15 protein-coding genes and 1 pseudogene are annotated in these 19,307 nt (G+C 39.0%); 5 read left to right on the top strand and 11 right to left on the bottom strand.

Annotation, left to right across the window (positions count from 1 at the left end; translation table 11 throughout):
• Nucleotides 1–4,769 (bottom strand): annotated as a pseudogene (locus tag ABIB30_RS12080) (hypothetical protein); the annotation flags it as partial.
• Between the two features lie 958 nt (nt 4,770–5,727).
• On the opposite strand from ABIB30_RS12080, the gene ABIB30_RS12075 reads away from it, so the two are divergent.
• Nucleotides 5,728–5,925 (top strand): hypothetical protein, encoded by a 198-nt coding sequence (locus ABIB30_RS12075; protein ID WP_068400825.1) that lies wholly within the window; start codon nt 5,728–5,730, stop codon nt 5,923–5,925.
• Between the two features lie 109 nt (nt 5,926–6,034).
• Here ABIB30_RS12075 and ABIB30_RS12070 read toward each other — a convergent pair whose 3' ends face one another.
• Both ABIB30_RS12070 and ABIB30_RS12065 read right to left on the bottom strand, forming a co-directional pair.
• Entirely contained in the window at nt 6,035–6,514 is a 480-nt protein-coding gene (locus ABIB30_RS12070) for a glycine zipper 2TM domain-containing protein (RefSeq protein ID WP_354302337.1), read from the bottom strand.
• Between the two features lie 109 nt (nt 6,515–6,623).
• Nucleotides 6,624–6,881: a hypothetical protein gene (locus tag ABIB30_RS12065; protein WP_354302336.1), complete on the bottom strand. Its 258-nt coding sequence runs from the start codon at nt 6,879–6,881 to the stop codon at nt 6,624–6,626.
• A gap of 144 nt (nt 6,882–7,025) precedes the next feature.
• On the opposite strand from ABIB30_RS12065, the gene ABIB30_RS12060 reads away from it, so the two are divergent.
• The 4 genes from ABIB30_RS12060 (at nt 7,026) to ABIB30_RS12045 (ending at nt 11,342) form a co-directional block, all read left to right on the top strand.
• Nucleotides 7,026–7,232 carry a cold-shock protein gene (locus ABIB30_RS12060; RefSeq protein ID WP_037438206.1) on the top strand — a complete coding sequence of 69 codons (207 nt, stop codon included), beginning with the start codon at nt 7,026–7,028 and terminating at the stop codon, nt 7,230–7,232.
• Between the two features lie 105 nt (nt 7,233–7,337).
• Nucleotides 7,338–8,165, top strand: a complete 828-nt coding sequence (locus ABIB30_RS12055) for an NAD(P)H-binding protein (protein WP_354302333.1) — start codon at nt 7,338–7,340, stop codon at nt 8,163–8,165.
• 235 nt (nt 8,166–8,400) lie between these two features.
• Nucleotides 8,401–9,786, top strand: a complete 1,386-nt coding sequence (locus ABIB30_RS12050; protein WP_354302331.1) for an MBL fold metallo-hydrolase — start codon at nt 8,401–8,403, stop codon at nt 9,784–9,786.
• Nucleotides 9,787–10,007: 221 nt separating this feature from the next.
• Nucleotides 10,008–11,342 (top strand): OmpA family protein, encoded by a 1,335-nt coding sequence (locus ABIB30_RS12045; RefSeq protein WP_354302329.1) that lies wholly within the window; start codon nt 10,008–10,010, stop codon nt 11,340–11,342.
• Between the two features lie 77 nt (nt 11,343–11,419).
• Here ABIB30_RS12045 and ABIB30_RS12040 read toward each other — a convergent pair whose 3' ends face one another.
• The 8 genes from ABIB30_RS12040 to lpdA all read right to left on the bottom strand — a co-directional run bounded on the left by ABIB30_RS12040 (nt 11,420) and on the right by lpdA (nt 19,296).
• Entirely contained in the window at nt 11,420–11,782 is a 363-nt protein-coding gene (locus ABIB30_RS12040; RefSeq protein WP_354302327.1) for a hypothetical protein, read from the bottom strand.
• A 7-nt stretch (nt 11,783–11,789) separates the two neighbouring features.
• Nucleotides 11,790–12,890 carry an NADH:flavin oxidoreductase gene (locus ABIB30_RS12035; RefSeq protein WP_354302325.1) on the bottom strand — a complete coding sequence of 367 codons (1,101 nt, stop codon included), beginning with the start codon at nt 12,888–12,890 and terminating at the stop codon, nt 11,790–11,792.
• Between the two features lie 10 nt (nt 12,891–12,900).
• Nucleotides 12,901–13,200, bottom strand: a complete 300-nt coding sequence (locus ABIB30_RS12030) for an ArsR/SmtB family transcription factor (protein WP_354302323.1) — start codon at nt 13,198–13,200, stop codon at nt 12,901–12,903.
• 162 nt (nt 13,201–13,362) lie between these two features.
• Complete coding sequence (locus ABIB30_RS12025; RefSeq protein ID WP_354302321.1) at nt 13,363–14,301, bottom strand: L-histidine N(alpha)-methyltransferase; 939 nt, start codon at nt 14,299–14,301, stop codon at nt 13,363–13,365.
• A gap of 4 nt (nt 14,302–14,305) precedes the next feature.
• Nucleotides 14,306–15,454 carry an ergothioneine biosynthesis protein EgtB gene (egtB, locus tag ABIB30_RS12020; protein ID WP_354302319.1) on the bottom strand — a complete coding sequence of 383 codons (1,149 nt, stop codon included), beginning with the start codon at nt 15,452–15,454 and terminating at the stop codon, nt 14,306–14,308.
• Between the two features lies 1 nt (nt 15,455).
• On the bottom strand, nt 15,456–17,024 hold the full coding sequence (locus ABIB30_RS12015; protein WP_354302317.1) for an ABC transporter permease/substrate-binding protein: 1,569 nt from the start codon (nt 17,022–17,024) through the stop codon (nt 15,456–15,458).
• A 1-nt stretch (nt 17,025) separates the two neighbouring features.
• Nucleotides 17,026–17,913, bottom strand: a complete 888-nt coding sequence (locus ABIB30_RS12010; RefSeq protein ID WP_354302315.1) for an ABC transporter ATP-binding protein — start codon at nt 17,911–17,913, stop codon at nt 17,026–17,028.
• Entirely contained in the window at nt 17,914–19,296 is a 1,383-nt protein-coding gene (gene lpdA, locus ABIB30_RS12005; RefSeq protein WP_354302313.1) for a dihydrolipoyl dehydrogenase, read from the bottom strand. It lies immediately after the preceding gene.
• Between the last annotated feature and the right edge of the window lie 11 nt (nt 19,297–19,307).

The raw sequence follows: 19,307 nt of genomic DNA, 5'->3' as shown, positions 1-19,307 counted from the left end.
GCAGCATTGCCATTGGTCACCTGGTATTCAATTTGTGTGATTGGTTTATTCACGCACAGTTCCTGACGGTCAGTATTCACTGCTGAAGTTAAAGCGATCGTTACATCTGGTTTCACATTGATTGTACCGGTAATATCGGCCAGTTTACAATCTCCTGTTGCAGTGATCGTATAAGTAATCAAACCGGCTGTAGCAGGCGTACCGCTAATGGTGAATTTGCCGGTTGCACCATTATAAACTCCTGTCAGCTCTGCCGGTAAACCAACCACGGTTACGGCATTGCCATTGGTAATTTGGTATTCGATCTGATCAATCGCTTTATTCACGCACAGTTCCTGATGGTCAGTATTCACTGCTGAAGTTAAAGCAATCGTTACATCTGGTTTCACATTGATTGTACCGGTAATACCGGCCAGCTTACAGTCGCCGGTGGCTGTGATTGTATAAGTAATCAGACCAGCTGTGGAAGGTGTACCGGTGATGGTAAATTTGCCGGTTGCACCATTATAAACTCCTGTCAGTTCTGCCGGTAAACCAGAAACTGTTGCAGCATTGCCATTGGTAATTTGGTATTCGATTTGTGTGATTGGTTTGTTTACGCACAATTCCTGACGGTCAGTATTCACTGCTGAAGTTAAAGCAATCGTTACATCTGGTTTCACATTGATTGTACCTGTAATATTGGCCAGCTTACAGTCGCCGGTGGCTGTGATCGTATAAGTGATCAGACCGGCTCTGGCAGGCGTACCGCTAATAGTGAATTTGCCGGTTGCACCATTATAAACTCCTGTCAGCTCTGCCGGTAAACCAACCACGGTTGCAGCATTGCCATTGGTAATTTGGTATTCGATTTGTGTGATTGGTTTGTTCACGCACAGTTCCTGACGGTCAGTATTCACTGCCGAAGTCAGGGCAATTGCCACATCAGGCTTCACGTTGATTGTACCGGTAATACCGGCCAGCTTACAGTCGCCGGTGGCTGTGATCGTATAAGTAATCAGACCAGCTGTGGAAGGCGTACCGGTAATGGTGAATTTGCCGGTTGCACCATTATAAACTCCTGTCAGCTCTGCTGGTAACCCAGAAACTGTTGCAGCATTGCCATTGGTAATTTGGTATTCGATCTGATCAATCGCTTTATTCACGCACAGTTCCTGATGGTCAGTATTCACTGCTGAAGTTAAAGCAATCGTTACATCTGGTTTCACATTGATTGTACCGGTAATATCGGCCAGCTTACAGTCGCCGGTGGCTGTGATCGTATAAGTGATCAGACCGGCTCTGGCAGGCGTACCGTTAATGGTGACTTTGCCGGTTGCACCATTATAAACTCCTGTCAGCTCTGCCGGTAAACCAACCACGGTTGCAGCATTGCCATTGGCCACCTGGTATTCAATTTGTGTAATTGGTTTGTTCACGCACAATTCCTGCTGGTCAGTTTTTACAGCCGAAGTCAATACAATGTTTACATCCGGTTTCACATTAATCGTTCCGGTGATACTTGCCAGTTTACAATCTCCTGTGGCAGTGATTGTATAAGCAATCAAACCGGCTGTAGCAGGCGTACCGTTAATGGTGAATTTGCCGGTTGCACCATTATAAACTCCTGTCAGCTCTGCCGGTAAACCAACCACGGTTACGGCATTGCCATTGGCCACCTGGTATTCAATTTGTGTAATTGGTTTGTTTACGCACAATTCCTGCTGGTCAGTTTTTACAGCCGAAGTCAATACAATGTTTACATCCGGTTTCACATTAATCGTTCCGGTGATACTTGCCAGTTTACAATCTCCGGTGGCTGTGATCGTATAAGTAATCAGACCGGCTGTAGCAGGCGTACCGCTAATGGTGAATTGGCCTGTTAAGACATCGTAAGCTGAAACTAACTCTGCCGGCAAACCAACCACAGTAGCACTCTTGCCATTGGCAACCTGATATTCAATTTGTGTAATTGGTTTGTTTACACACAATTCCTGCTGGTCAGTTTTTACTGCCGAAGTTAAAGCAATCGTTACATCTGGTTTTACATTAATCGTTCCGGTGATACCTGCCAGTTTACAATCGCCTGTTGCAGTAATCGTATAAGTGATCAGACCGGCTGTAGCAGGCGTACCGCTGATGGTGAATTTGCCTGTTAAGACATCGTAAGCTGAAACTAACTCTGATGGTAAACCGGTAATCGTAGCCGCTTTGCCATTGGTAACCTGGTATTCAATTTGTGTAATCGCTTTGTTCACACACAGTTCCTGCTGGTCGGTTTTAACTGCCGAAGTCAAGGCAATCGTCACATCAGGTTTCACGTTGATCGTACCTGTGATGCTTGTCGGTTGACAATCTCCTGTTGCAGTGATCGTATAAGTAATCAAACCGGCTGCTGTTGGCGTACCGCTGATCGTAAACTTGCCGGTCAATTCATCATAATTCGGTGTCAGCGTTGCTGGTAAACCAACTATAGTAGCAGCCTTCCCGTTAATCACCTGATACTCAATCTGAGTAATTGCGTTATTAATACAAACATTCTGCTGATCACTTTTCACTGCTGAAGTCAATGCGATCGTAGTATTCGGTAAAACATTGATCTCTCCTGAAGTGTTAGCTGTAGAACAACCACCAATTGTTCTCACTGTAAAAGGAAATTTTCCTACTAAAGAGGAAGTTCCGCTGATCGTTATTGTTTGTTTTACAGCATCATAAACAAACGTTATATCTGAATTAATTTTACTAAAACTCACAGTCGCTTCATCAGCATCTTTAATCTGATAAACTATGGATTGCATAGGCATACCTACACATACATTTTGAATAGCAGCACCAGATAAAGGAACCAATCCGACTGAAGCATTAGGTATAATAGTAAGTTTACTCCTTGATATCAGGTCATTGCTACAAGTTGAATTGGAAACCTTTACCATCTCATAAGTGAAGACCCCAGGTACATTAGCAGGGTGATTTATCGTAATACTGTTATTAGAACCTGTTGTAGTAATAGTTTTAATAGCGCTCTTAACTGTTCCGTCACTAATCGTATAATAGAATGTATAAGGTCCTGTTCCATACTTTCCACTGAATGTAACCGGAATATCAGGGCTATCCTGACATACATCTTGCTTTAAAGGTGAGATTGCTGCCGTAGGCAATTGATTAACCGTTAAGTTAATGATATCAGAAAGAACATTACATCCACCTGGAGAACTAACCTGAACCCTATATTTATAGCCATTATAAGTAAATGGCACTCTGCTGATATTAAGCGTATTTGTCTTCGATCCCAATGACCCATCAGGATCAGCAACAGGATCCCAGCTACTACCGGTATTAACAAGCCATTGATAAGAAAGATTCGGCCCTGTGGCTGCTACTGTAGGTGTAAAAACAGAGTTTTCACAAATAGTTGCACCTATCGGCTGTGTGGTAATTATTGGAGAATTAATATTAAATGTAGCTGTTCCTACCGTTGATTTAGCTCCGTAAACATCCATAAAAGTAAAGTCTATGGATGCAGAACTACCACTAAAACCCGGCTTAGGGGTAAACGTAAGCAATTTAGTATTCACATTATCAAATACAAAAGTACCTACATTATCTATTACCACTTGCCGGTCAATTTCTGGAGTCAGAGGATTAAGGTCTACATTATCCGGATTGGGATCTCCTCCTGCATTTGGTTTTGTTGCTCCAGTCAGGATATCCAAACTGCCAGAAGCACCCTGGCAAATAATCATCGAAGGACTTGGAGCCACAGGCTGGCTCAATACGCTTTTATCAACCGTCAACGTCAGACCTCTAATTTCATGATAATTAACATTATCACCTGTTGAAGAAGCAACTCCATATTTCAGGCCTTTTGCAGGAATAGGTGTGGTATAAGGATATTTAACAATTACCGGAGTAATCACACTACCATGTTTAACGCTCACACTAATTAATAATCCGCCTCCCGATCTTGGTACCAAATTAATAAACACTTTGCGGTATTCTGGATCTCCATCCTTTGCAGTTCGTGAACCTCCTGCGATATTAAATGGATCAGTTACAAGCTCTGAGGTTTTAACTGTCGTAAGTAAAGGGTAGTTTGTAGGTACATAAGCGAATCCATCTCCCGCACCACGAAGAACTATACTATTAGGAATCTGATCTTTATTACCTTGTCTGCCCTCACCGTGATTTGAAAAATTCCCAAATTCATCTAAACCAATACCTAAATATCCTTTGCTAACTCCTTTAAAATCTTTGCCATCCTTATTGAGTTGAGCATATCCCAGCGATCCGCCAAATCCGCCAATATTAAAATCAGCATCGGCAACCGCCGCATCAAATAAGAAGAAACTAAGACCATCAGCACCATTAGCGCCACCTCCATAAGTAAAGTACTCAAACTCGATATTTAAACCATAAGTTCCAAGAAAAACATTATTAGAATATACATAACCTTTTTGTTTAGTTTTATTATTTGTCAGCCGCAAATATCCTTCACCTTGTGCATCTGTCACTGAGCCGGCAATTGGATAAAGCGCTGTAAGAAATGCAGTAGGCTCCCCGCCAAATTTCACATCCGGCTTATTGGTAGTTGAATTTCTAAAACTTTCATCGTAAGGGAACTGTGCACGCGAAGAAAAAGGATTTAGTACAAATAGAATAAACAAACCTACACTCACTATTGTCAAGAACCCTTTTCTTGCCGAAATCCCCCTGCGATTCATTTGCGTTGTTAACGATTGAATCAGCGAAGTAAACTTTGTTAAGAGTTTAAAACGGAGAGATCTATTCATAGGAGGCGATAGCGTAGATAGTTATCACAAATTGCCAATCACTAGTGCTAAAATATATTTCAAAATTTATAGCTCACAGGAGACAAATTCTGAAAGTTAAAAATCCTAATCATCTAAGAATCAATATTTCACATTAGTTAATTATACAATTTACACTCACAAAATAGGCACAATTAATACTATTATCCAAATTTTAGACCGACAAAATCAGCTTTTAATAATTTTTATGCCAAAAAACATATTTAAAGACAAAAACATCAAAATAAACACTCCTATAAGGAATCATTAATGAAAATAATATAACTAAATCGTATTATAAGCCGCTCAAAGGCTGATTAACAAATTATGGATTTTATACAAATAGCATCCTTAACGTCGAGAGCAATCAGATTAAACATTTAACAACAAAACATTAAATGAGTAACAAATACCCAATACGGGTAATATAATACACACAAGCATCCAATACACACTTTGCAAAAATTAACCGTAAAAAGAAATACATCAACCAAATATTTATTAAATACCAGACAAAACAACAATCTCAATACTTAAAAGAACACTTTTATCCTTATTATAACTATAACGGGATTTGACATCATTACCTTAAGGAAATTTCAAATAGCACTATTACTCCCCAATGGAATAATTCCCCATAATCAGCTAGCCAGATCATAACATATTCCTCAAACAGATCAATACATATTCAGCCTGGGCTTTTGTAAATAAATTATTTTGTGTATATTTGCGTAGAACGGAGTATAAACTCAAACTCTCTTAATACTTACTTGCTAATCAATCCATTTGATTAGATTCAATTTCTCCTGGCTCCCCTACCGTTGTTGCCCGGGAATTTAAGTTTTATTCGGGCTAGATCGATCCAGTACTATATTGTTTATGGAACGCCTTAACAAGTAACAGCAGAGAAGAGTTATTTTTTAACTAAATACGGAAATTTATGGCTAAGTCTCAGGCGACCTTCATGAAGAAGCAACTAGAAAAAAACAGGCAGAAGAAAAAAGAAGATAAAGAGCAACGCAAAGAAGAACGCAAGCAAAATTCAACAGGCGGCGATTTGGAAAGTATGATGGCATACGTGAATGAATACGGTGAAATTGTATCTACACCTCCGGAAAAAGCACCTGAAAAGAAATAAATAAAAAATCCTGATTTATCAATTGATAAATCAGGATTTTTTATTTTAGTTACCAATCTTAAATCTAATTTAAGATTGGTAAATCAATACTATATTATCAAACAGATACCTAGTTCTTAGGCTGAACCCTGCCTGATTTTCTATCTTGTCCACGACCGATTAAATATCCGGCACCAGCACCTGCTACACCACCGATAATAGCACCTCTACCTTTCTTTTTATCAATAAGCGCACCACCTAATCCACCTGCACCTGCACCAATAACAGTTCCTAACGCTGCACTGCTCCAACCTTTCTTCTTAGTTGTTGTAGTTGTTTGATGATCTACAGAATGACTGCGTGTAGATGCCATGGTAGCAGCCGGGGCATTCTCAGCAGCTTTGGCAGAAGCTAGCATTAAAACTCTTTTTTCTTCCTGTATTTTGGCCGCCTGCTGTTTTTCAGCAGCATCTGCTCTTTTGAAGCTATCTAATCTCATACTATCTTTTACAGCTTTGATCGTAGCTACCTTAATTGCTTCTTCTTTCTTGGCATTAGTACATGCTGTAAAAGCAAGCGCTATACCTAATATTGCGAACGTATTTTTCATTTTGTGTTTTTTTAGTTGTCTGGATATTAAAGTCTATTAGCTATTTGCTAAAATGATGCCAAGATTAATATTCCCGTTACAATAACTCTTAAACTTATTTAAACACATCTTATTTATCCATTAAAGGTGAATAGCCAGGTGATTCTCTTGTATCATGACTATCATCTTCTCCGTCAGGATTATAAGAAATCCGGTCATTATCATTGTTATAATTAGCGCTCCCAGGATTCACAGAAGAACCATCTGCATCCAATCCTAAATTGTCTGCTTCCTGATACTTTTCCAAATCTTCGGGTTTATGCACTGCTTTAACCTTATTTACCTCTTCAGTTTTACTTTTGTCTGCTTTTGATCCTGAATTTATCATAATCTTAATCTTTTATATTTCTAACAACAAAAACAATAAGCACTGGTTTTACTCAATTCATGTAAAATGAATACAATAAGCAATTAAGATTTTGGATATTAGTATTCAATTGATTATTTTCACAGCGAAATTTATAACATTAATATGCGTACAACAGGAAAAGTTAAATGGTTTAATTCTGCAAAAGGGTTTGGTTTTATAACTCCAGAAGATGGAGGAAAAGATATTTTCGTACATTTTTCTGCGATTGCAGGAGATTCATTCAGAGAATTGAATGAAGGTGACAATGTAGAATTCGAATTGAATGACGGTAAAAAAGGCCCTGAGGCTTCTAATGTAACTGTTCTTTAAGAAATTCGTTAAAATTTAAAAAGGGGTGATGCAATGCATCACCCCTTTTTTTTATAAATCCCTGCTACAGCGATACAAAATCTGGAGAAACAAAAAGCAGTATAAATGCAATCATCAAATAACAAAATCAGCATACTGGGTTGTGGCTGGTACGGACTCGAGCTTGCTAAAGAATTGATAAGAAACGGCTATATCGTAAAAGGTTCGACTACTACTCCTGATAAATTAGAAAGTTTACAACAAACTGGCATACTCCCCTATCTTATAAATTTCACGGAAGAGGAAAACACAGTCGATAGTGATTTTTTTGATTGTGATTTACTCATTATCAGTATTCCTCCAAAGAGAAATACAGCAGAACAACATACCTTTTTATCAAAGATTCAGAAAGTATCAAAAGCCGCAGTGGAAGGCAATATTCCGAATGTTATCTTTATCAGTGCAACCTCTGTATATGGAGATTACAACCAGGAGGTTAATGAACAGACAATTCCAAATCCTGAAACAGAATCCGGCAAGGCAATTTTAGCTGCCGAAAAAACTTTAACAGCTAATCCCAATTTTATAACTACCATACTCAGGTTTGGCGGACTGATAGGCCCAGGCAGAGATCCCGGAAGATTCTTTGCTGGTAAATCAGCTATACCAAATGGAAATGCCCCTGTGAATCTGATTCACCTATCGGACTGTATTGGTTTAACATTGAGCATTATCGAAAAACAAGCTTTTGGTTATATATTTAATGCTTGTGCTGCAGATCATCCAACCCGTTCCAGGTTTTATACTGCCGCAGCAGCAAACTCAGGATTAGCGTTACCTCAGTTTAATGATGAACTACTTAAGTGGAAATCGGTATATAGTATATATATAGCTACAAAACTCAACTATGAATTTAAGGTCGGACTAAATAGCCTTATTGGAACAAATATGTAACCTGACCTACAGTTCTCTAAATCAAACAATAAGGTGTCATCAATGATAAAAACAAAAGATAGCTATAAAAAATGAATTCCAAATCCTGCTGGTCTTTACCTTTTAAAATGATATCTTGCTGATCTTTTTATTCTTTTTAAGCTTAAAGAATCCGGGCTTTTGCAATTAAAATTGTTTATCTTCTACTATAGATGCTTTAAACAGGCCCTTAGATTGCGGAAAAATATATACAGACATGAAATTAACGATTTGGGGAGCAGCGAAACAGGTAACAGGCAGTATGCACCTGCTTCAATCACAAGAGTATAGTATACTTATAGATTGCGGACTTGATTATGAAAAAGAAACTTATCAGGAAGAAAATCAATATTTCCCCTTCGATCCGGCTTCAATAGACGTTGTTATTTTAACACATGCCCATATTGACCATTCTGGAAATTTACCTACGCTTTTAAGAATGGGCTTTAATGGTCAAATCTTATGTACACCACCAACGGCAGATTTAACAGAACTCCTGCTAATGGATTCAGTAAATATATTTTTAAGCAAACAGAATAAGAGAGCAAGAGGTAAACGGGCAGCATCCGGCCCTAAGCCACTTTATCTGCACAAACATGTGATGGATACTGTAGATCGTTTTGTGACTATTGGCTTTGATAAAGATTTTACAATTAAACAGGGGATTACCCTCCGCTTTATTCCTGTAGGCCACTTGTTAGGGGCAGCAGCTGTTGTACTGAACATTTTAGAAGACGGGCAGGAAAAAAGAATTGCTTTTACCGGAGATATTGGCCGTAAAAACTATCCCGTATTAGTCGATCCGCAGCCGATTCCGGAAGTTGACTATTTAGTATCTGAGTCTACTTATGGTGGCAGGCTTCATAGTAAAGACACCACAATTGAACAGAAACTAGTCGAAACAATCAATGAAACTTGTGTTAAATTCCCTGGACGTTTAATTATTCCTGCTTTTAGTATAGGCAGAACTCAGGCCCTGGTTTATTCACTCAATAAAATATTCAGCGAAGGTTTACTTCCGCCTGTAAAAATATTTGTGGATAGTCCGCTGGCTAGTTTTGCGACAGATGTTTACCGCAAACATCATCATTTACTTAATGAAGAATCTCAGGACTTTTATAAACGTAAAGGCGATGAGTTTGAATTTGAAGAACTTTCCTACGTACAAGATAAGAGAGAAAGTATTTCAATCTCTAATTACCACGAGCCATGCATTATTATATCATCGGCAGGAATGCTGGAAGGCGGGAGGATTCAGGATCATTTGTACCATAATATTCAAAATTACTACTGCACTATTTTATTCATCGGCTATTGTGCTAAAGGAACTTTAGGAAACAGACTCTTAAGAGGCGACCCTATTGTCCGCTTACGTCATCGTGATTTAATGGTTTTTGCAACCATCAAACAAACAGACCTGCTGAGCGGGCATGGTGACCATTACGATTTGCTAAGCACAGTAAAACAACAACGCCCCGAAAAACTCAAAAAAGTATTCCTTGTGCATGGTGAAAGTAAAAGTCTGGACAGCCTGGCTGCTGCAATAACCGACGCTGGATACACTGTGGCTATACCAGAAAAAGGCGAAGTATTTGAACTATAATTTATCTAAACGAATCATTCTGTAGCAAATACTATACAGTTTATTGAACTTCAACAAAGAATAGTCAGTATTAACTAAGAAAACAAATTCCCTCATAAATTACTCATTATCAGTTTATTCTATATTTCTAATCTCAATTAAATCTCAATTGGCAGGATTATTACGTGTTGGCTAATCATTCAGTAGAGTACTGATGATTTAATATCTAACTATAAATAAAGATGAACTCAAGAATTACAAAATCAGCGTTGATACTATCCTTAGTAGGACTATCAACCTCGTTGTTCGCTCAGGATGTTATGCCTGATTCAACAAAACGCTTCGACAAAAAAGACTTCCGTACCTGGTCAATAGGTTTAAACGGTGGTATGTTAACGCACTATACTCCTTTCAATAATAGAGCTAACGGCGATTTTAGTACTCCACAAGAAAGCTGGGGTTACGGAGGTTACATTAAGAAACAAATTCTTCCGGGATTTGGTATCCAGGCCGACTTCCTTGCTGGTAAAGTAAAAGGTCTCAGAGCTAATAACCCAGACGGTACTACTCAAGCAGGTACTAGTTTCGAAACTCGTATTGACTGGTCGGCAGCTGTTAGTGGTAACTTTACTATTGCTAACATGAGCTTAAACCACAAACGTACTGTACTTTCACCTTACTTAACAGCTGGTGCTGGTTATATGTCTTCAAGTGCAAATACCAATGCAATTGGAACGGCTGCTGTACCTGCTGGAAACACAGGCTACGGTGAGCACTGGTTCATTCCAGTTGGAGCAGGTTTTAAAGTTGGTTTATCAAAAGGTGTGAACCTTGATTTAGGTTACACAGTTAACTTCATGAAAACTAACAACTTTGACGGTGTACAAAGCGCAACTAACGACAAATTCACTTATGCACACGCTGGTGTTGAGATCGCTCTTGGTAAAAGAGGAACTTCTCAATTACAAAACTTCAGTGCAGTTGCAGCAGTTCGTGAAGAAAGTGCAGCAGAAAGCGCTGAGTTAAGAAGAGCATTATCTACATCTGAGCAAAACAGACTGAGAGATCAGGAACAATATGCTAAAGATATGGGTGATGAAGATGGAGACGGTGTAGCTAACAAATTTGACAAATGTCCTGGAACCCCAGCAAACACTACTGTTGATGGTGCTGGTTGTCCTTTAAAAACACCAAAACAAATTATCAAAGAAAAAGTAATCGTTACTGCTGAAGATCGTAAAGTTGTTGATGAAGCTATCAGAAACTTAGAGTTTGACTTAAGCAAAGCGACTATCCGTCCTACTTCTTATAACACTTTAAACAGAGTTGCAGCATTATTAGTAGAGAAAAACTTTAGCTTGAAATTAGCTGGTCACACTGATAACACAGGTTCAATGGCTTTAAACTTACGTCTATCTAAAGACAGAGCTGAAGCGATCAAAACTTACTTAGTTTCACAAGGTGCTAATGCATCTCGTATTGAAGCAACAGGTTACGGTCCAAACCAACCAATTGCATCTAATAAAACTGCTGCTGGTCGTCAGAAAAACAGAAGAGTTGAATTCTCTTTATTTTAATCAGAACAGTTTAAATAAATAAAAAAAGCAGGTGTCTCCAATGGACACCTGCTTTTTTTTGTTTACAAATTTTACAACTACGAATCAGAATCCCGTTCTGGCCAGTACTCCCCTTTTAATTCTAATTCTCCTGCATTTTTATCCAGATGAACTGTTAGAGTCATCTTTTCCTGCAGTAAAGTATCGATTGCACTGCAAGCACTAAATTCTTCCAATACATACTGAAGCTTCAATGTAATCACCTGGAGGTTTTCAGAAACACTATCAGGAACAACAGTTAATTGACTTACTTTTTCTCGCGGATAATAGACTTGAAGCATATAACCAACCTGATCTTCATTTGTATGAATAGTCTGAAGGATCAGTTGTTTTAAACTAGAATCCATCTGATCTGAAATTTCCAGACCAGATGAAATCTTTAAGCTTACGGACGACTGCATATTTGTATTAAACAAGTTCAGCCAGTGCCGCAGCAGTGAATCCTTTTAGCTCATCTTCACGATGATCACGAATCTTTTGTACCCAAGTTGGATCAGCCAAAAGTGGTCTTCCAACAGCAACTAAATCAAAATCGCCTCTATCTAATCTTCTAACCAATTCATCCAGAGAACTAGGCTGTGAAGACTCACCAGCAAAAGCAGCAGTAAAATCTCCGTTTAAACCTACAGATCCTACCGTAATCGTAGCCGCACCGGTAATTTTTTTAGCCCATCCTGCAAAGTTCAGATCTGAACCTTCAAACTCAGGCTCCCAGAAACGACGTTGTGAGCAATGTAAAATATCAACACCAGCATCTACAACAGGATTTAACCAGCTATCCATTTCTGTTGGGTTAGTTGCAAGTTTATAATTATAATCTTGTGGTTTCCATTGTGATAAACGGAGGATAACTGCAAAATCGTTACCAACTTGTCTGCGCACTTCTTTAACTACTTCTACCGCAAAACGGCTTCTTTCAGCAATTGTTTTACCGCCATAATTGTCGGTACGGTGGTTCAATTGATCCCAGAAAAACTGGTCAATCAGATAACCATGTGCACCATGTATTTCCACCGTATCATAACCTAATCTTTTAGCATCTGCTGCAGCACGTCCATAAGATAAAATTGCATCAGCAATATCACTTTCAGTCATTGCTTTTCCTTTTTGCTGTCCAGGATTTACAAATCCTGATGGCCCCTCAAATTCTACAGAAGGAACCCAGCCAGATTTATGGTCAGCCTGTATACCCATGTGCCAGATCTGAGGACCCATCTGTCCGCCAGCGGTATGTACATCTTTGATTACTTTGTCCCATCCTGCCAATGCTTTTTCACCGTAAAAATGAGGAATGCTTGGATCACTTGCCGAAGAAAGACGGTCAATCACTGTACCTTCAGACAAAATCAGTCCTACATCGCCAGCTGCTCTTTTACGGTAATAATCGGCTACATCTGCTGTTGGTATACCATTTGGTGAGAAAGCCCGTGTCATTGGTGCCATCACCAATCTATTTTTCATATTCAATGTTTTCAGCTTAAAGGGCTGGAACAAACTCTCTGTATTCATAGCTATTTTATTATATTGAAGTTTCTATTAACTGTTTAAGTTCAAGGCAGGCGGCCTCGTTTCTTTTATAATACGTCCATTGGCCTATCCGGGTCGACTCGATCAATCCGCTTCTTTGCAGAATAGACAAGTATTCGGAAATTGTAGATTGCGTCAGCTGTGCTTTACAATGTATCTGACCCACGCAAACACCAACTTCCTTCATATCCCGGTCTTGCGGTGGAAAATGTAATTCAGGCTCTTTCAGCCATTGTAAAATCATTAATCTTGTCTTGTTCGACAATGCTTTAAATACCTCTACCTGATCCATGTCACAAATGTATATCGGAATTTCCCGATATCCCTATTAAATAATACAAAGTGACATAAGCCTGATTCTCAGACAAAAAATTGACAATAAAAAAGGCTTAACTACCCTAATAAGAGTAATTAAGCCTTTGCAGCCCATTAGGAATTCCGATTTACAATTGAATTATACGCATTGCCAAACTGTATCTACAAACCATTTCTTATGATCATAAAAGTGCGTAACAGTCTTAAATCCAGATATTTTAGCCATATTCTCTACCTCAGGTATACTGTATTTTTGAGAAATCTCCATATAAATAACTTCATTTTCATGAAATTGAAAAGTTTGGTCAGCAATATTCACTTTCTGGTTTTTCTTACTCACCAGATAGCTTTTACAAGCACCAGTTATCGGATCATAGTTCGGATAATGTTGAAATTGAGAAACCTTAAAATCACCGCCTAATTCATCATTTATGCGATGCAACAGGTTCAAGTTAAAATCACGTGTAAAGCCAGCGGCATCATTATACGCGGCAAGAATAGTATGCGGATTCTTTTTCAGATCAAAACCGATTAATACCAAATCTCCTTCTTGTAGTGAAGCACGGATTTTACGGCAAAATCCGATCGCATTTTCTGGTGTTTCGTTTCCAATATTTCCACCAAGCAGCATCACAACTTTCTTTCGGGAAGAAACACGATTTGCCTTTTCAAGCATATCAAAATACTCTCCATTTAAACCCTGTACCTTAAGACCTTTAATTTTCTCAGGTAATGTCTGCTCTAAATGTGCAATCATTGTAGAAGAAATATCAATCGGCATATAAGTAAAGTCTACTTGCGTATCTACCAGCTCTTTGAGCAGATAACTCGACTTAGTAGCATCTCCCGCTCCCATTTCGACCAGATCGAAAGTGTTAAACCCGTTTTTTAAAGTGACTGCCAAGTCTTTAAAACGCTCTCTGAAAATCTCCTTTTCACAGTTAGTGGGGTAATATTCAGGGCAATTCATAATCTCCTGAAAAAGTTTATCACCCTTTCCATCGTAAAAATACTTCGCATTTAAAGTTTTCTGTGGTTGACTAAGGTCATGTAGAACCTCTTTTAAAAATTGATTCATATCATTATTTTGAAAGCCTGATACCACTGAACATCCAGCGCATATCAGGGTGAAAGAAGTTTCTATAGGTATTTCTGCTGTGATTTGCAGGGGTAGCAATCGATGCCCCACGCAACACTTTCTGATTCACCATAAATTTACCATTGTATTCCCCTAATGCTCCGGCAGCTTTGGAAAAGCCCGGATATGGCAGATATGCACTTTCAGTCCATTCCCATAATTTACCCCATTCAAATGAAGAAGACGCTACTTCCCACTCAAATTCTGTTGGTAAACGCATGCCTTTCCACTGTGCATAAGCAGAGGCTTCATAGTAACTGATATTGGAAACGGGAGAATCCATTTTCAAACTTTCCAGTCCGGATAAACTATAGCGATGCCATTGTCCATCTATTTCATACCAATATAATGGCGCATTGATATGTTTATCTTTTACCCAATCCCAGCCTTGTGCGTGCCATAAACTAAAATCCTGGTAGCCACCAGCTTTAATAAATTCCAGGTACTCTGCATTACTAACCAGGCGGGTTGAAATACTGAAGTTTTGAATATAAACTTTATGCCTGCCCAGCTCATTGTCAAAATGAAAAGCATCTCCCTGGTACCCAACTTCATGAACACCTTCTTTGAAATCCACCCAACCTTCTTTAGCAAGCGTTAATCCCTTTTCTATATTATCGGCAGCATAGGCTGGAAATAATGGATTATGCCCCAGTATGTATTTAATATCATACCATAACAATTCCTGATGCTGTTGTTCATGATTCAAACCCAATATCAAAAGTTCTTCTATCTCCTGACTTACACCACATAAAAGGAATTTCTCCATGGCCTCATCTACATAAGCGCGGTAATGGAAAATTTCATCTACCGTAGGCCGGCTCAGGTTACCTCTGTCTGTACGAATTACCCTGGCACCTATACTTTCATAATAACTATTAAAAACATAGTTATAATCCAGATTGAATGGTTGATAAGCAACAGCATGAGGGATCAAAATAAAAGTCTCAAAAAACCAGGTAGTATGCCCAAGATGCCATTTAGGCGGACTGACTTCTTCTGCCGGCTGTACCACGTAGTCTTCTTTTTGCAGTTTATCGCACACCATGACGCTATGTGACCTCACTGCGGAGTATTGCTCCAAAAGTGACATATTAATTTTGGTTTAGATGGTTGGTTAAGTTTGTTATACTTTTAATATGCAAACTTTGTGCCTGTTCTCTTCTCATCATCAGCGCATAGGCATTATTAAAGCCTATTGGCTTAAGCCACTTTATGTTGAACTGATGTTTAAATTCATCACTGACATACTGATATACCCCATCCACATCTCCTGTCAGCTTATTTATAGTATTCGCGTCTGGTTTAAGCAGCACTAAAAAACCTGTTCCTGTATACTCCGGATAAAAATCGATCTGATTATTAGTCAGTGCATCAAAACATATTTTTGTTCCTCCAAGACCCGTCTTAGTTACAACTTCCAAATCGGTATTCCCTTTAATCAGTATTTTGTAGATCTGAGCCAGTATATATTGCTCACCAAATATTTTTGATCCTATTCTGATCGTCCCTTTTCCAGCCGCTCTGGCTGGCTTATATAAATGATGTGCTTTGGTAAAATCCAATGCTACCTTTTCAGGACTTTCCTTTAACTGATCAACTTTATAATTCATCGCAATCATCGTTGAATCATTAATAAAGCCCGACAACTGATTCAAAACACCTTCAAGCTCAGGATATTGATCCAGCACTTCCTGCCGCACTACCGGAGCAGCATAATAAGGAGGAAAGATATGCCGGTCATCTTCTAAAATAACCAGATCGTAAGCCTTCAGCCTTCCATCGGTACTATAGCCACTAATTACATCTAATTTTTTCTCAAAAGCAGCTTTATACATTACAGCATCACTGATCACTACAGTTTCAATTCCCAATTTATAGATTCTTTTCAGTCCCAAATACCCATCCTCTCTGCCCATAAATTCAGGAGTAAAGCCACCTAACATCTTTCCCCCAATTTGAGTTGGTAATAAATAGAAAGAACTCAGTGTAATCAAAGCAAAAGGAAGTACCAGATAAGAGATACGAATACTTTTCAGATTAAGTTTTTGAATGAATGACAATAAAAAGTCCAGTATAATGGCTAATAAAGCAGCAGGAATAGCCCCTGCCAGGATCATATTAGAATTATTTAAAGCGATACCGCCGAAAATAAACTCGCCTAAACCACCCGCAGCAATATAGGCCGCTAAAGTCGCAACTCCTACATTAATTACTGTAGCCGTCCGGATACCAGCCATTAGCACAGGAAAGGCCAAAGGCAATTCAACTTTCATCAGGATCTGCCATTTACTCATTCCCATTCCTTTAGCCGCCTCAACAACGGCAGGATTTACTTCCATAATACCAGTGTAGGTATTTCTGATAATCGGCAGCAGTGCATAAAGAAATAGCGCAAGAATAGCTGGTTTAGGCCCAATGCCTAAGAAAGGGATCAGCACACCCAGCAAGGCAATACTTGGAATAGTTTGTAAAATACCAGCTACTCCTAATACAATACCAGATAGCTTTTGCTTCCTGGTGATCAATATTCCTACTGGAACAGCAATCAGGATTGCAATCAGGAGTGAAATCAAAGTGAGCCCAATATGTGCCCAGGTCTGACTCCATAATTTATCTGACTGCTGCCCGATAAATTCCCAGAAACTTTGTGCCTGCTCCATATTATTGTTTTTTATAGGCTGAAAAAGCACGCATCAAGTCTTCCATACCAACAGAATCCTCATTGCTGTCTGTTTGAAGCAATTCCTCCATTCTTTCCCAAACTGTAATCTTTTGGTTTGAATAGCCGGGCAATAGTTCAGCGATGAACACAGATTTCAATTCAAGTTGTAAACGCTGCTCTTTAAAGAAATCAGCTACAAAGTCATTTGCAGGATGAAAAAGTAAATCTTCAGGAGTTCCGATTTGTTTGATTTCACCTTTGTCCATGAGGCAAATCCGGTCGCCCATTTCAAAAGCTTCCTGCACATCATGTGTAACCATAACAACCGTCTTTTTAACCAGTTCATCCAAAGCTTTAAACTCTTTACGGATACTAATTCTTGTTAAATTGTCTAATGCACCAAACGGCTCATCCATTAATAGTACCGGTGGATTAACCATTAGTGACCGGGCAAGACCTACCCTTTGTTGTTGTCCACCGCTTAAAGCTGCCGGATATTTGTCCGCTAAAACAGGATCAAGATTTAACTTTTGAAATAGTTCATCTGCTCTTTTACGGATATCCTCGTTTTTCCATTTCAGCAACCGGGGTACAATAGCAATGTTTTCAGCGACGGTATAATGTGGAAAAAGACCGTGGTTCTGCAATACATACCCTATTCCACGTCTTAATTCTTCTGGCTGCCGCGTACTGATATCAACCCCATCCAGAAAAATGGTTCCTGAATCAGGAGCAATCAGCCTGTTGATCATGCGCAGTGTAGTTGTTTTACCACAGCCACTTGTGCCTAATAAAATCAGATTTTCACCCTCTTTCACCTCAAAGCTGATATCATTAACGGCGATTGAATTGCCAAATTTCCTGATCAGATTTTCTGCTTTAATCATTTAGGCGATTGACATAAATAAGTTATTGAGGGATTCAGCGTATAATGGATGTGCAAAAATAGTAAATCTTATTTCTTCATAAGTGATCTTGCCCATCATTGCCATTTGCAAAATGGACATAATCTCTCCTCCTTGTTCACCGATAATTGTTGCGCCGAGAATCTGTTTAGTTTTTTTATCGACCACAGCTTTCATAAAACCTCTGGTCTCAGCATTTTCAATCGCCCTGGCTACATTTCGCATTGGAATTTTAGCAACCAGATAGTCGATTCCCTGTGCTGCAGCCTGCGTTTCGGTCAGACCAATCCTGCCCAGTTGAGGATCAGTAAACATACAATAGGGTATCATACGGTCTTTAATACTCATTTTACTTCCTTCCAAAAGATTTTTGGTGACTACAATATAGTCATTATATGAAATATGTGTAAAGGCCGGGCCACCTTTTACATCTCCTAAAGCATATATATTTGATGCTTTAGTTTCCAGAAATTCATTCACCTTAATAAATCCATGCGGATCACATTCCACTGTTGTATTCTCTAGCCCTAAGGCTGTTGTTTGAGGTGCTCTGCCTGACGCAAGCAGTACATGAGTACAGGTAATGGTCGTTTTTTCGCCTTTTAAATCTACAGTAGCTTTAATTTTATCCTGAGCTAATGTTTCAAATTTCACGACTTTAGCTTCTGTTAGCACTTCCATTCCTTCTTCTTTGAAAATATCGCTCATGACTTCACAAACATCATTATCTTCTTTTGGCATCAGCTGTACTCCTTGTTCCAGAATGGTAATTTTGGAACCAAAACGCTTAAACATTTGACCGAATTCCAGTCCGATGTAGCCTCCCCCAACAATAAGCAGATGTTCAGGAACCTCTTTAAGTTCAAGAATAGTGGTTGAGGTGAGGTATTTAATGGCTTTAACACCTTCTATATCCGGTATCCCCGGACTCGCACCTGTATTAATGAAAATATGTTTGGCCGTATAATTTTCAAAATTACCATCTCTTTCATTCACATATACCGTATGGTCATCCTGAAACTTAGCTTCCCCATAAATTAAGGTCAGATTCTTTGTTTTTTCGATTCCCTTAATTGAGCCTTCACGGAATTGAGTTACAATAGCTGCTTTACGGGCCATAATTGCTTTGAAATCGATTTCATAAGCAGGTATATCTATCCCGAGGTCTTTACTTCTGCCAGCCTGGTAAGCCAACCTGGCAGAAGCGACCATAGCTTTAGTCGGCGTACATCCATCATTGATACAAGTACCACCAACCATTCTTTTTTCTATCAATGCAGTTTTCCAGCCTGCATTTGCTAATTTCTTAGCCAGGGGCACGCCAGCCTGACCTGCACCGATTACTATTGCGTCAAATTCCTTCATTAAACGAATAA

The sequence above is a fragment of the Pedobacter sp. UYP1 genome (assembly GCF_040547305.1).
Taxonomy (GTDB): Bacteria; Bacteroidota; Bacteroidia; order Sphingobacteriales; family Sphingobacteriaceae; genus Pedobacter.
The sequence above is the reverse complement of the archived record's forward strand: the minus strand, read 5'-3'. Positions and strand labels throughout refer to the sequence as shown.

Coding starts and splice junctions, on each gene's coding strand:
- ABIB30_RS12075 (WP_068400825.1), top strand. CDS start 5,728: ATGGCTAAGTCTCAGGCGACCTTCATGAAGAAGCAACTAGAAAAAAAC.
- ABIB30_RS12070 (WP_354302337.1), bottom strand. CDS start 6,514: ATGAAAAATACGTTCGCAATATTAGGTATAGCGCTTGCTTTTACAGCA.
- ABIB30_RS12065 (WP_354302336.1), bottom strand. CDS start 6,881: ATGATAAATTCAGGATCAAAAGCAGACAAAAGTAAAACTGAAGAGGTA.
- ABIB30_RS12060 (WP_037438206.1), top strand. CDS start 7,026: ATGCGTACAACAGGAAAAGTTAAATGGTTTAATTCTGCAAAAGGGTTT.
- ABIB30_RS12055 (WP_354302333.1), top strand. CDS start 7,338: ATGCAATCATCAAATAACAAAATCAGCATACTGGGTTGTGGCTGGTAC.
- ABIB30_RS12050 (WP_354302331.1), top strand. CDS start 8,401: ATGAAATTAACGATTTGGGGAGCAGCGAAACAGGTAACAGGCAGTATG.
- ABIB30_RS12045 (WP_354302329.1), top strand. CDS start 10,008: ATGAACTCAAGAATTACAAAATCAGCGTTGATACTATCCTTAGTAGGA.
- ABIB30_RS12040 (WP_354302327.1), bottom strand. CDS start 11,782: ATGCAGTCGTCCGTAAGCTTAAAGATTTCATCTGGTCTGGAAATTTCA.
- ABIB30_RS12035 (WP_354302325.1), bottom strand. CDS start 12,890: ATGAATACAGAGAGTTTGTTCCAGCCCTTTAAGCTGAAAACATTGAAT.
- ABIB30_RS12030 (WP_354302323.1), bottom strand. CDS start 13,200: ATGGATCAGGTAGAGGTATTTAAAGCATTGTCGAACAAGACAAGATTA.
- ABIB30_RS12025 (WP_354302321.1), bottom strand. CDS start 14,301: ATGAATCAATTTTTAAAAGAGGTTCTACATGACCTTAGTCAACCACAG.
- egtB (WP_354302319.1), bottom strand. CDS start 15,454: ATGTCACTTTTGGAGCAATACTCCGCAGTGAGGTCACATAGCGTCATG.
- ABIB30_RS12015 (WP_354302317.1), bottom strand. CDS start 17,024: ATGGAGCAGGCACAAAGTTTCTGGGAATTTATCGGGCAGCAGTCAGAT.
- ABIB30_RS12010 (WP_354302315.1), bottom strand. CDS start 17,913: ATGATTAAAGCAGAAAATCTGATCAGGAAATTTGGCAATTCAATCGCC.
- lpdA (WP_354302313.1), bottom strand. CDS start 19,296: ATGAAGGAATTTGACGCAATAGTAATCGGTGCAGGTCAGGCTGGCGTG.